General features: G+C 42.2%; 7 protein-coding genes. All 7 read left to right on the top strand.

The window, feature by feature from the left end; all coding sequences use genetic code 11:
- Positions 1–2 precede the first annotated feature (2 nt).
- Positions 3–2585 (top strand): aminopeptidase N, encoded by a 2583-nt coding sequence (gene pepN / locus ISG33_RS05165; protein ID WP_195732446.1) that lies wholly within the window; start codon positions 3–5, stop codon positions 2583–2585.
- A 12-nt stretch (positions 2586–2597) separates the two neighbouring features.
- Complete coding sequence (locus ISG33_RS17260) at positions 2598–2822, top strand: DUF2835 family protein (RefSeq protein ID WP_195732447.1); 225 nt, start codon at positions 2598–2600, stop codon at positions 2820–2822.
- Between the two features lie 164 nt (positions 2823–2986).
- Positions 2987–5065 carry a DUF1302 domain-containing protein gene (locus ISG33_RS05175; protein WP_195732448.1) on the top strand — a complete coding sequence of 693 codons (2079 nt, stop codon included), beginning with the start codon at positions 2987–2989 and terminating at the stop codon, positions 5063–5065.
- 10 nt (positions 5066–5075) lie between these two features.
- Complete coding sequence (locus tag ISG33_RS05180; protein WP_195732449.1) at positions 5076–6440, top strand: DUF1329 domain-containing protein; 1365 nt, start codon at positions 5076–5078, stop codon at positions 6438–6440.
- A gap of 54 nt (positions 6441–6494) precedes the next feature.
- Entirely contained in the window at positions 6495–7538 is a 1044-nt protein-coding gene (locus ISG33_RS05185) for a WD40/YVTN/BNR-like repeat-containing protein (protein WP_195732450.1), read from the top strand.
- 3 nt (positions 7539–7541) lie between these two features.
- Positions 7542–9863 (top strand): efflux RND transporter permease subunit, encoded by a 2322-nt coding sequence (locus tag ISG33_RS05190; RefSeq protein WP_195732451.1) that lies wholly within the window; start codon positions 7542–7544, stop codon positions 9861–9863.
- A gap of 187 nt (positions 9864–10050) precedes the next feature.
- Positions 10051–14901, top strand: a complete 4851-nt coding sequence (locus ISG33_RS05195) for an NAD-glutamate dehydrogenase (RefSeq protein ID WP_195732452.1) — start codon at positions 10051–10053, stop codon at positions 14899–14901.
- Positions 14902–14957: the final 56 nt, after the last annotated feature.

Below are 14957 nucleotides of genomic sequence, written 5' to 3' on the forward strand. Positions count from 1 at the left end.
GCGTGACGAAAGCATTAAGTAAAAAACGCAGCGAGTATCGAGCTCCTTCTTATTTAGTCGATGCGATTAAACTTGATATCGCACTAGATCCTAACAATACTAAAGTTCATTCTCGACTGTCGTGCTCAGTAAACCAAGACACTCAAGATGGCGCTGACTTCGTATTGGACGGCAATGCTTTAACGCTCTCGACGCTTAAATTGAATGGCAAAGAGTGCCAGAACTATCATCTGGGCGACGATGCATTAGTGATTCATGGTTCTGCATTAAAGGGCTTAGAGCGCTTTGAACTGGATATCGAAAATTGCATAAATCCTAGTGAAAACGCATCACTCGAGGGCCTTTACCTCAGTAATGAAGCCTATTGCACACAATGTGAAGCCGAAGGGTTTAGGAAAATCACCTATTTCCCCGACCGACCCGATATATTATCGATTTATACTGTTACGATAAGTGCCAATCGTGACCGTTTTCCTCATATTCTTAGCAATGGCGACCTCATTCGAAGTGCGTCTGAGGGGAATATTCGTACAGTAACTTGGCATGATCCACACCCTAAACCTTGTTATCTGTTTGCGCTTGTTGCAGGTGACTTCGACAAGTTAACGGATAAATATATTACCATGTCGGGGAAGGAAGTCAGCTTAGAGCTATTTGTAGACAAAGGCAAAGCATCGCAGGGTTATCACGCTCTATCATCTCTCAAAAAGTCAATGAAATGGGACGAAGATACCTTTGGCCTCGAATACGACCTCAATACTTACATGATCGTAGCGGTCGACTTTTTCAATATGGGGGCGATGGAAAATAAAGGGTTGAATGTATTTAACAGCAAATATGTGTTGGCCGACGCCTCGAGTGCTACCGATGATGACTTTTTTAATATAGAAGCAATCATTGGACACGAATATTTTCATAATTGGACAGGGAATCGCGTTACCTGTCGAGATTGGTTTCAGTTAAGTCTAAAGGAAGGCTTGACAGTTTTTCGTGACCAACAGTTCTCTGCAGATATGTTTAGTTCATTAGCGACCAGAATTAGTCAAGTGAAAGTAATGAGGGAGCATCAGTTTGCAGAAGATGCTGGGCCTATGAGTCATCCTATTCGCCCTGATGAAGTCATGGAAATGAATAATTTCTATACAGTTACCGTTTATGACAAAGGTGCTGAGGTCATAAGGATGTTGCACACATTGTTGTCTGAGCAAGGCTTTCGAAAGGGCATGGATCTTTATTTTTTACGTCACGATGGCCAAGCGGTTACTTGCGATGATTTCGTCAATGCCATGCAAGATGCAAATGACATTGACCTGAGCCATTTCAAGCGTTGGTATTCACAGTCGGGCACCCCTCAGGTTAAGGTGAAGAAAACTCATTGTCTTGAGTTTTCGCAATACACAGCACCAACGGCGGACCAAAAAGAGAAAACAGCGCTTTATATTCCCATTAAGATGGAATGTATTGGCACTGACGGCTTACCTCTAGACTTGGGGCTTACCAACAACACCTTCGTTTTAGATAAAAGCAAAGCTAGCTTGGAGCTCACTACCAACGATTATGTGCCTGTTTTATTAAGTGACTTTTCCGCGCCAGTGCAGCTTGATTACGATTATACAAATCGTGAATTACTGGTCATTATTAATCACGCATCGAGCGACTATTCTAGGTGGGATGCCGCCCAACAATTGTACGTTAATCTAATTCGGAAAAGGTACTCGTCGGAACCTAATGAGCATGACGAAGAGCTTGTGTTGAGTGAGTTTCAATCCGCCATTCTACGGAGCCTTGATAATCACGAATTATGCAATGAATTACTCAGCGTACCTAGCGTAGAGAGCTTATTGCAAAAATTTTCTAAGCCCGACCCTCTGCTCTTAAATCGTGCTAGAGAGGAGTTTTTACTTACCTTATCCAACAGTATGTATGAGTTTTTGTTATCTGCTTATGAGAAAAATAATGTCAATGTGCCTTATGAGTACAACAAAAGGCAAGTTAACCAACGTCGGCTAGCAAATGCCATATTACTGTTGTTAGCGAGCAGCAAAAATGATCAGCTTGCTTCACTCATTGCACAGCGTTATGAAATCGCCGACAACATGACGGATAAGCTAGGGTCAATTAAAGCGGCGCAGATTCTTGAATCTGGGCTTTTCGAACGCTTAATGCAGCGCTTTGAAGAAGAGTATGGTAACAATTCAGTAGTTATGGATAAATGGTTTGCGTTGCATGCTTCTGCGCCAAAGGATGATTGCCTTGCGCGACTGCAACTTCTTGCAGGTCATAAGCAATTTAACATTAAAAATCCAAATAAGGTTAGGTCCTTGGTGGGGAGTTTCGCCTATTACAACACACAGGGCTTCCATGCGAAGGACGGCAGCGGCTATCGTTATTTAGCTGACTATTTATTGGAACTCGACGAAATTAATCCTCAAGTAGCCTCTCGATTGGTAACGCCTTTAATTCAAAGGAAGCAATATTCGAAGGAACATGACGACTTAATGAAGCGTCAACTCGAACGGTTAATGGCTAATAAATCGTTAAGTAAAGACTTATTTGAAAAAGTCAGTAAGAGTTTGTTGACTTAATAAACTAGAACAATGAAAAAATATTATTTTTCTATACAGTTGTCTTATGTAGAGTGTGAAAACTTGTATGACGCAGCAATAAGAACAATAGTTTTGACAGCTAGAACAGGCGAGCGAGTACAAATTCCTTGCAATAGCTTGCGGCCATTTGTAGAACCGACTGGCATTAAGGGAAATTTCTGCTTAACTGTTAATAAAGATAACAAAATACAAAGTTTCACACGCTCTACAGAGTGAATTTGGTGCAATTTGAACAATCTTTTCAATTAAATGTAGCTTTATTGCTCAACTGGTACGATTTGTTCTTGCGATTGCAGTGAAATGATGTAATCATTTTGTTAATAGTTTACGTATTACTAGAAAAATATCGTGTAAACGATACTTCGGGAGAATGTAGGAACATGACAAACAAGCCTCGCGCATTTAAAAAGTCAACTTTAGCAGCAGGAATAGCTGCTTTGATGGCTACCTCTTCACAAAGCGCTTTTGCTGCTGATTGGAATTTTGGCGATTTATCGATCACCTTCGATTCAAATTTTACGCTCGCTACTAGCATTAGAACAGAAGATCGGGATTTTAATTTAATTGGCCATAGTAACCAACCAGGACTGGATTGGACTGGTTATAACGCAGCGACTAACGTTATTTATCCGTCTGCCGATGTTTGGGCCCTTACAGACGGTGCTTACTCTACTAACGGCGATTTGGGTAACCTTAACTATGATAAAGGTGATGCATTTTCGACTCAATTTGTTGGCTTACATGAATTAGACGTTAACTACGGCGACTTCGGTTTCTTTGCTCGCGGATTTTACTTCTATGATTTCGAAAATAGCGATAACGAAAGAGCATACGCAAACCCAATCAATGGCGACATATATGACCCTTGCCGTGACTCACAAGCAAGCGATGAGTTATGTAGCGATTTCCGTATGTTAGACGCTTTTGTTTATGCCGATTTCTATATTGGCGAGATGCCTGTAACACTTCGCTTGGGCGACCAGGTGGTGAGCTGGGGTGAAAGTACCTTTATACAGCATGGTATCAATACTACAAACCCTGTAGACGTAACTCGTGCCAGAGCACCTGGCGCAGAATTAAAAGAAGTATTCATTCCCGTGGGTATGTTGTTTGGCTCGATAGGTCTGACAGACACGGTGAGCTTAGCTGCGTATTACCAGTATGAGTATGAGCGTTCATTGTTACCGGTGGCAGGAAGCTATTTTGCTGGCAATGACTTTGCAGGTGAGGGTGGTTCTTATAATAACATTCAGCTTGGCTTTACCGGCAACCCTGACATTGACTCAGCGACCCTTATTTCAGAGCTTAACAATTTAGGCGCCGCCTTAAGACAAGGTGCTGATCCTGCTCTTATTGGCCAAGCATACCTAGCGTATCCTACCAAAGTGGCTGTGCGTGCTCCAAGTGACGCGGCGCACAATGAAGCGGACGACCAAGGGCAGTACGGGGTAAAATTAACTTGGTTTGCCGAAGAGCTGAACGAGACTGAGTTCAGTTTTGTACATATCAATTACCACAGTCAACGACCATTGGTCGCTGGTATTACGTCAGACTTTAGCGCTGAGGCTATACAGCAAGACTTAGCCCTGATCGCTGGCGAAGGTATCACGCGTGATAATTTAACTAGACTAAATGCATTTACCAAATCAGAGTTTGATTATCCTGAAGATATCAAGCTTTATGGCGTGAGTTTCAACACTAACGTTGGCGAGACAGCGTTAGCTGGGGAGATCGCATATAGGGTGGATGAACCTTTGCAGATAGATGATGTCGAACTTCTGTACACAGGTATGCCAGAGCAGCTCGCTAATGCTGGCTTACGCCCAGATTTAGCTGGAATCTCTCAGTTGAACAATATCGGTCGCAACGTTGGCCCGGGTCAAACAGCGGAAGGTTTCTTATTAAGTGATACTTGGCAAGCACAAATGACTGCTTCTCATGTTTTCGGCCCGAGATTTGGTGCGGATAACTTCATATTGTTGGGTGAAGCTGGTTACGTCAAAGTGTTAGACATGCCAGACCCTGACGTTATTCGTTTAAATGCTCCTGGTACTTCGCGCACACCATCGTTAGAGCCGGTGCGGAATGCTAGCGGTGACATTATTAGCAACAGAGCCGGTTTGCACACTGGTCTATCTGATGGCCCTGAAACCAATCCCTTCGGTACTGCCGGCGCTTGGGGTTACCGATTACTGGCTGTAGCAGATTACAATAACGTATTCGCAGGAATTAACCTTCGCACTAGAGCAACTTTTTCTCATGATGTGAATGGAACGACTCCGGATCCACTTTTCTTATTTTTAGAAGACAGAAAATCTGCAAATATATCATTTACCTTTGATTATTTGAGCAGATGGTCGGCAACGGCTTCTTACAATGCATTTTGGGGTGGTATCGGTACTACCAATGCATTAGCTGACCGTGATTTCGTGTCATTCAATATTAAATACGCAATTTAAGGACGTAGTAATGATTAAAAAATTAGGTTTAATCGCAGCGGGTTTATCAGTTGCACTTGCTGGGCAGTCACTTGCTAAAGTGTCCGAAGCTGAAGCTGCTAAACTTGGCAAGGAACTTACGCCACTCGGTGCAGAAAAAGCAGGTAATGCAGATGGTTCAATTCCCGCATGGACAGGCGGCATTACTGAGCTGCCTGCAGGCTACAAGCCTGGAGATTTTCATATCGACCCATTCGCAGATGATAAAGTCTTATTCACTATAAGCGCTGCAAATTATAAAGAATATGCAGAGTTTTTAAGTGACGGCCAGAAAAAATTGTTTGAGACTTATCCTGACACCTACAAAATGCCGGTATACCCAACTCGTCGTTCTGCGTCAAACCCACAGCATGTGTATGATGCAACGCTTGCAAACGCAACCAGAGCAGAGTTGTTGGATGGCGGAAATGGTATCAAAGGGGCTGCAATCGGTATTCCTTTTCCAATACCACAAAATGGCTTAGAGGCAATATGGAACCATACACTTCGCTATCGTGGTGAAGCTGTACAGAGAAATGGTGGTCAGGCCGCCGTTACCGCGGGCGGCGATTTTAACGTAATTGGCTTCGATGAGCAGTTACTTATTAAGTACGCTGAGGCCGACACGACACCAGAATCTTTGGCTGCTGAGAATATTCTCTTCAAGTTTAAGCAAAGCGTTACTAGCCCAGCAAGGCTTGCAGGTACAGCGCTACTCGTGCACGAGACTGTTGATCAGGTTAAGGAGCCACGCCAGGCATGGACATATAATACTGGTCAACGTCGTGTTCGTCGTGCGCCAAATATTGCTTATGATGCTCCAGGAACAGCTGCTGATGGCCTCAGAACGACTGACGATTTTGACATGTATAATGGTTCTCCGAATCGTTATGATTGGAAACTCCTTGGCAAAAAAGAGCTATATGTTGCGTATAACAACTATGCATTGCATAGTGACAATGCGAAATATGAGGATATACTTACGAAAAATCATATCAACCCAGAACTTACACGTTTCGAAAAGCACCGTGTGTGGGTTGTTGAAGCAAACTTAAAAGAAGAGTTTCGTCACACTTATCAGAAGCGTGTATTTTACATCGATGAAGATAGTTGGCAGATTCAAGTAGCCGATATGTATGATAATCGCGGCGAGTTGTACAGAGTAGGTATTGCGCACGGCGTAAATTACTATGAAGTTCCAACGCAATGGTCTACTCTTGACGTATACCACGACCTCAACTCCCGTCGATATTTGGCGATTGGTTTGGATAACGAAGAGCAAATGTACGACTTCACTATCAGGCCAGACGAAAAAGAGTTTACACCTTCAGCACTGCGACGCGCAGGCCGAAGATAAGAACGAAATAGACGGTTGGCTTAGCCAGCCGTTTTTTTTAACCACGGTGTAATAATGTCATTTAAAACAAAAATAATTACAGTTAGTTGCTTAGCGGCTCTTAGTTTCGGCGTATCTTCAGAGAGTTCTTTTCCGGCGCCTTTAGTTTCTCAGTCTCTATTGCTTGATATCCATCAAGAAGACCAACAAATATTTATAGTTGGTGAGCGAGGTCATGTTTTGTCTAATCAGGGCGATAGCGATTATGTTCAAGTTATTGTCCCTACAAAAACTACGCTTACTGCGGTTACACAGGTAGGGTCAAAAATTTGGGCTGTTGGTCATGATGCGACCATCATTCATTCCAGTGATGGCGGCAAGACCTGGGAAGTACAATTATCATTACCTGAATTAGATAGGCCATTTCTAGACATTGTATTTTTCAATGATGTCGAGGGTGTAGCGGTGGGGGCCTATGGTCTGTTTTATCGCACGATAGATGGCGGTGAGTCCTGGTCAAAAGAGCTCCACGCTTCGGTGTTAGCGGCTAGTGATATAGAATATTTAGATAGTATAAAAGATGATCCTACGTTTTATGAGGAAGAGCTAACGTTTATATTACCTCACTTCAATCGTTTATTCATTGATGACAGCGCTTTGCTGATGGCCGGCGAAGCAGGTATGCTAGCGCGAAGTGAAGACCGAGGGCGGTCTTGGACTCGTTTAGACATCGACTATGAAGGCTCTTTTTTTGACGTTCAAACCCTTCCGAACGGTGTTACCTTAGCGGTAGGTCTGCGTGGCAACGCTTTTGTTACAAAAGGCAACGAGAGTGAATGGCTTCGGTTGGAGAGCTGTGTAACCACTTCTTTAAACTCTATTGTGGCAAATGGTGGTAAAACCCTTGTCGTCGGTAATAACGGTATTGTTCTTTCACTCGATACACAATTATTACAGAGTGATAAACAACAAACTGCGGACAGTGAGGGTTGCGCGAAGCATATTGCAATAGAGCAACTGAACAGCGGTATAAATGATGCGATCATGAACGGTGATGTAAACGACAAAGTGTTAACAGCTGTCACCGCCTCCGGAATTAAGAAAGTTGAGTTAAACTAATTTATGACAACTATAATAAATCAAATAGAGAAAGCTGTTTTTAGGCACCGTGTCATTGTCATCGCTTTCTTTACCCTCATTACGGCATTTTTGTTGTATAACGCATCTCAGTTAAAATTAGATGCTGGTTTTGAAAAAAACATCCCACTCAATCATGAGTATATGCAAACCTACATGAAACATCGCCAAGACTTTGGTGGTGCCAATAATGTGTTGGTATCAGTGTGTGATAAAAATGGCAACATTTTTAATCAAAACTTTTTCGATACTTTGAAAGACGTCCATGACCAAGTCTTTTTCATTAATGGCGTAAACAGAGCTCTGGTGACTTCCTTGTTTTCACCCGCAACGCGATTTACAGAGATTGTAGAAGGCGGCTTTTCCGGTGGCCCCGTAATTCCTGCCGATTTTGATTCATCTAATCCTGCAGCTTTAGATGTCGTTAGAAAAAACATAGACAAGGCTGGTATTGTTGGTCGTCAAGTAGCGAGCGATTTTTCCTGCGCTATGGTCACAGCTCAATTGCTAGATATTGATCCAGAGACAGGGTTGCAACTCGACACACTTGCTTTAGCTTCCGAGCTTGAAGAACAGTTACGTGGCGTATACGAAAACGAACTCACTTCTATTCACATCATCGGTTTTGCAAAAATGATCGGTGACGTGGCTGAGGGTGCTAAAGACGTATTACTGTTTTTCGCCATTGCTATCGCTATTACAGCTATCATGGTGTTCTTCTTTTCTAAGTCGATTATGCTGACAATTTTGCCATTATTGTGTTCAATAATCGCTGTAATATGGCAGTTAGGTCTATTAACACTATTTGGCTTTGGGCTTGATCCAATGTCAATCTTAGTGCCTTTCTTAGTATTTGCTATTGGTGTGAGCCATGGTGTTCAGATGATTAATGCCGTGGGTAAAAAAGCAGCTGCGGGAGTGGATGTCAAAATTGCGTCGCAACATGCATTTAGAACATTGCTTATTCCTGGTGGCATTGCATTACTATCAGACACCGTAGGATTCATGACTTTACTCGTGATCGACATCGGTATTATCAGAGAATTAGCGATAACCGCGAGTATGGGTGTTGCAGTGATCATCCTTACGAATTTGTTATTACTACCTGTGCTTATGTCCTTTGTGAAGGTTTCCGAAAAGTACAAAGCAAGGTTTAAAGATAGTGAGCAGAACAAAAAAGACATTTGGGATTCTGTTGCAAAATGTGCAAGCCCTAAAGCCGCCATCGTGATTGTTGCTATTACTGCCATATTATTTGCACTTGGTTTTATGCAATCGCAAAAAATGAAAATTGGTGACCTTCACGCGGGAGCGCCTGCTTTGCACGAAGAGTCTCGTTATAATCAAGATACCTTCCTGATTACTGACAAATACGAAATAACGGTAGATTACATTTCGGTTATTGTTGAAACAAGCGAGAACTCTTGTACTGAGTTTTCGACCATGACCGCAATGGACGAATTTCAATGGAAAATGGAAAATGTGCCAGGCGTGCAATCCGCCATTTCTTTAGCTTCTGTTGCTAAGCGTGTAAACGCCGGTTACAACGAAGGAAACCCGAAATGGGAAGTGCTTCCGAGAAATCAATCGACGATGGTCCAAGCGATCAGTCGTGTACCAACCTCAACTGGTTTGCTAAACAGAAACTGTTCTGTGATGCCAATTATATTATTTATGGAAGATCACAAAGCAGAAACCATTGAAACCGTTGTCGCAGCAGTAAAAGAAGTAGCAACAGAGTATGAAACTGATACTTTGAAATTCAAGTTAGCCTCAGGACCGGTAGGTGTGATGGCAGCGACGAATGAAGCGGTCAAGGAATCTCAAGACCCCATGCTATATTATGTGTTTGGAGCGGTTATTGTTTTATGCTTAATTAGCTTTAGATCGCTGCGAGCCACACTTTCAGTAGTTATTCCACTTTACGTGGTATCGATACTGGCCCAAGCATTAATGACCTTCCTTGAAATTGGTCTAACAGTATCAACTCTACCTGTTATTGCTCTAGGGGTAGGAATTGGGGTTGATTACGGTATTTACATTCTGTCAACAATGACAATAAAACTTCGTGAAGGCTTGAACGTACAAACGGCTTATTTACACGCGTTGAAAGAGCGCGGAAGTGCCGTGTTGTTTACCGGAATTACGCTTGCTATAGGTGTGAGTACCTGGGTTTTCTCTACGCTTAAATTCCAAATGGATATGGGTATATTGTTAACATTTATGTTTATTGTGAACATGTTAGGGGCGATTATTGTACTTCCAGCCATTGCTAGACTATTGTGGTTTACATCGGAAGAAAAATAATTTTGCTTAGTTATTTAAAAAAAGGCCGAAAGGCCTTTTTTTTATGCACTTTAAGAACATGCGTATTCACTTTGTAAATATTTGGTTAAATAGTGCTTTCAAATGCTACATATTTTCGAGAAAATACCGATATACAAAGAGATAAGGCTCATTCTAACTCTATAAACACAACTAAAAGAGAAATTAAATGTCGGTTACAAAGCATCAACATTCTGTTTTACTCGAACGTGTATTCTCCCTAATAAATGAAAAAGTCGATAATGGCGATGCTGAGCTTATACAGCAATTTGCATCTCTGCTTTTTAAAAATATGTCATTTGAAGACATAAATGGTCGCAGTGATAGCGATTTGTATGGTGCTACATTAAGCCTTTGGCAACTCATGCAATCGGACATTTCCGCAAAGCCTCGTATAAAAGTGTTCAACCCAGAAATAGCCAAACACGGATGGCAGTCTTCACATACTATTATTGAAATCATAATTAAAGATATGCCATTTCTCGTAGATTCAGTAAGAATGGCAATAAATCGCTTTGGTATTTCAGCTCATCTATTGCTTCACTCTCCGATGCATTTGCAAAGAAATAAAGACTTAAAGGTAACAGGTTTCGTTGATAGCAAAGCTAAGGCAGCTAAAACCTCGTCAGAAACTGTCTTTTTGATCGAAATTGATCGCCAAGCGAAGCAAGCTGACATTAATGCATTAAAAGCTGAATTGCATTCAGTTGTTGATGAAGTGTCATTGTCAGTTGCAGATTGGCAGCCCATGCGAGAGCAGCTTGCTAAGATCACAGCCGGGTTCGAAAAGTCCAATTCACAGGCGCCAGACGCGGTTAAATCACAGAGCAAGACTTTCCTGAATTGGCTAAATGATCACAATTTTACCTTGATGGGCTATCGCTATTACGACGTTAAAGCAGTACAGGGTGATCATCGCTGGATCCCAAACAACGAATCTAGTCTTGGCTTGATGAAAAATTCTATCAATGATCGTCAACGACTTCTGTCGGCACTGCCAGCCAGTGCAAGAGATGAGGCTCTCAGCAACAATCCACTAATATTAACTAAAACAAATAGTCGTTCTCGGGTGCATCGTCCAGCATACATGGATTATGTGGGTATCAAAGAGTTTGATAAACATGGACAGGTTATTGGTGAGCATCGCTTCTTAGGGCTTTATTCAGCGAGTTTTTACAATAGCAGCGCAACCGACTTACCCATGCTAAAGGAAAAAATAGACCGCATGTGCGGAATATCCGGCTTCGACAAAGGCACCCATGCCTACAAAGCTTTCGTTAATATTGTAGAAACCTATCCTCGCGATGAACTGCTGCAAACCTCTGATGAAGAGCTTGCGCAGATCGTGCTCGGCATTTTTCAAATGCAGGAACGTGGTATCTCTCGTTTATTTGTTCGCAAAGACGTTTTCGGCCGTTTTTATTCATGTTTAGTTTATGTACCAAGAGAACGCTACAACACTCAATTACGTCGTGAAACACAAGCGCTCTTAAAGCGTTCTTTTAGATCCGACGAAGAAGTGGAATTTAACACTTACTTCTCTGAGTCGGTCTATGCTCGCACGCATTACATCGCTCGAGTTAAAAATAATAATATGGAGTTTGATGTGAAAGAGATAGAAGATAACTTGATAGAGCTGACTAAAACATGGCAAGACAAGTTGGCAGCTAAAATCACATCGGCCCATGGTGAAGCAAATGGTAAGGCCTTGCAGAAGAAATACGGCTCTGCGTTTAGCCGCAGTTATGCAGAACAGAATTTACCAAGTGCGGCTCTTGTTGATATGGACCGAATCGAGTTACTCAACGACGACAACCGCTTAGATATCCTTTTCTATCGTCCACAGGAAGAGAGTGCAGAAAGCGAAATGGTGAAGTTAAAGTTATATCACCGTAATGTGCCAATACACTTAAGTGATGTCCTTCCGATGCTTGAAAATTTCGGCTTACGTGTCATTGATGAAAGTCCGTACAGAGTCACAGATGATGAAGCTAAGGTTAGTTGGATAATGGATTTTTCCATGCTTCACAAAAACGGCCAAAACTTCGAGATGGAAAAGGCGCAAGAGCTCTTCCAAGATGCGTTTTCCAAAGTGTGGAAGAAGTCGTTGGAAGATGACGGATTCAACCGACTGATTCTAAGCGCCGGCATAACCGGTCGAAATGTCACGATATTGCGCGCATATGCTAAATATATGAGGCAAATAGGTACATCCTTTAGTATCGACTATATGGCCAATACCTTGGCAAACTATCCCGATATTGCGACTGATATTGTTGATCTGTTCAGATTGAAATTTTGCCCAACAAATACAGGTAGCGCAAAATCGCAAGAGAAAAAGGTGCTTACTTTATCGGATAAAATTTTATCGAAGCTAGATAAGGTCTCTAATTTAGACGACGATAGAATTATTAGACGCTACTTAGAATTACTCAATGCAACGCTGCGCACTAACTTCTACCAACCTGACAGTGACGGGAATGAGAAAGCTTATATTTCCTTCAAATTATTGCCAAGCGAAATTAGCGAAATGCCGCTACCTTTGCCTAAATTTGAAATATTTGTTTATTCACCTCGTATTGAGGGAGTGCATCTTCGCGGCGGTAAAGTGGCTCGTGGCGGTTTACGTTGGTCAGATCGTCAGGAAGATTTTAGAACCGAAATCCTTGGCTTAGTAAAAGCTCAGCAGGTTAAAAACACAGTAATAGTGCCAGTGGGTGCGAAAGGCGGCTTTGTGTGCAAAGCAATGCCAGAAAACGCCACGCGTGCGCAGATGCAAGAAGAAGGACAGGCTTGTTATAAAATTTTTATTCGAAGCTTATTAGACATTACAGACAACATTGTTGAAGGCAATATTGTAGCTCCAAAAGATGTCGTACGTCTTGACGAGGACGATCCGTATTTAGTAGTCGCTGCTGATAAAGGCACTGCTACATTTTCTGACATTGCAAACGGTATCTCTGAAGAGTTTAAGTTTTGGTTAGGTGATGCATTTGCCTCTGGCGGCAGTGTTGGTTACGACCATAAGAAAATGGGGATTACCGCAAGAGGAGCATGGGAATCGGTCAAAAGACACTTCCGAGAAATTGGTGTTAATTGTCAAACAACACCTTTTACTTGTGTTGCGATCGGTGACATGGCTGGTGATGTTTTTGGAAATGGCATGCTGCTTTCCGAAAAAACTCAGATTGTATGCGCATTCAATCACCTTCATATCTTTTTCGATCCTAAGCCTGATGAGGTCGCGAGTTACAAAGAACGCAAACGCCTTTTTGAGGACCCTAGCCTCAGTTGGGATGACTATGACCGTAAAATAATATCCAAAGGCGGCGGTATTTTTAAGCGCTCAGAAAAAGCAATTACACTGTCTAGTGAGATGAAGAAATGGTTGGGTACGCGCCAAGCGACTATGACACCTAATGAGTTGATTCACAATGTACTGCAAATGCCAGTAGACCTGATTTGGAATGGCGGTATTGGTACCTATGTAAAAAGCAGTAAAGAAACGCATGCAGAAGTTGGGGATCGCGCTAACGATACAACGCGAGTTAACGGCAATCAGGTTCGTGCAAAGATTATAGGCGAGGGTGGCAATCTAGGTCTTACCCAACTCGGTAGGATTGAACTAGCAGCAAATGGCGGCTTGGTGAATACCGATTTTATTGACAACGTCGGCGGTGTTGATTGCTCGGATAACGAAGTAAATATAAAAATACTATTAAATTCACTGGTGAATGCTGGCGATTTAACCGTGAAGCAACGTAATGCCTTACTTTATGACATGACTGATGATGTGTCAGATATCGTTATTCAGGATTGCTATCGTCAAACGCAATCTATTTCAATTACAGCTTTGGCTGGTGTGAAACAATTGAAAGAACAACTTCGCTTTATTCATGGCTTAGAGCGCGAGGACTTATTAAACCGAGAACTCGAATTCATTCCTTCAGATGACGAGATATCTGAAAGAGTTGTTACAGGTCAAGGGCTAACAAGGCCAGAACTATCTGTGCTCATCGCTTATGGAAAAATGGTTTTGAAGGACCAGTTCAATATTCCCGAGATAACTAATAACCCATATTATAATCGTCTGCTTGTAGATGCATTTCCTCCAGTATTGAGAGAAAAATATCAGGCACAGATGCAAGAACATCCGCTGCGCAGTGAAATAATAGCCACTAAGTTAACCAATGAGATGGTGAACGACATGGGCTTAAATTTTGTTTATCGCTTGCAAGAAGAAACAGGTGCAACGATAGAGCAGGTTGCCGAAGCTTATACTGTAGTTAAAGGCGTATTTGGTATGGCTAGCCTGTGGAGCGATGTAGAAAAACTCGACAACAAAATTGATGCAACACTGCAACTCGAAATGCTTGATTCAATGCGCAGAACCTTACGTCGTAATTCTCGCTGGTATATTCGCCACGGTGGTAAAGTGGCTAGTATCGAAGAGGCAATATCTCGCTACAAGCCAGCATTTAAGACGATTTCAGAAAATTTAAGTTCCTTCTTGGTGGCTGAAGAGTACGAAGACGTTCAAGCTGAAACAAAACGCTTAATTGAAGCTAAAGTACCAAAGAACATCGCTTACCGAGTCGCGAGTCTCAGCAATATGTTCTCAAGCATGGACTTGGCGCAAATCGCCGAACAAGAAAACAGGCCTGTCGACGTTGTTGCTCGTCTGTACTATCAATTGGGCTCTCGTTTCGAACTGCATTGGTTTTTGGACCAGATTAATCAGCAATCAGTTTCGAATCACTGGCAAGCGCTTGCAAGAGCCTCTTACCGAGAGGAACTTGATTGGCAGCAGCGCTCTTTGACCACGGTATTGCTAAATATTGATGCTAACGAAAAAGATGCGGATAAAATTCTTAGTACGTGGTGTGAGGATAACAAAGAAGCCCTAGATCGTTGGTATCATATGATGACAGAGTTCAAAACATCAGATAATCACGAGTTTGCTAAATTTTCTGTCGCTTTAAGAGAATTGATGCTGTTAAGCGTGAAGGCAAACCATTAGAATACACGTGTTTGCAAACAGCCCTGCATTGCAGGGCTTTTTTATAGGGTGTGATC

The sequence above is a fragment of the Marinibium conchae genome (genome assembly GCF_015595035.1).
In the GTDB taxonomy this organism is placed as follows: domain Bacteria; phylum Pseudomonadota; class Gammaproteobacteria; order Enterobacterales; family Alteromonadaceae; genus Glaciecola.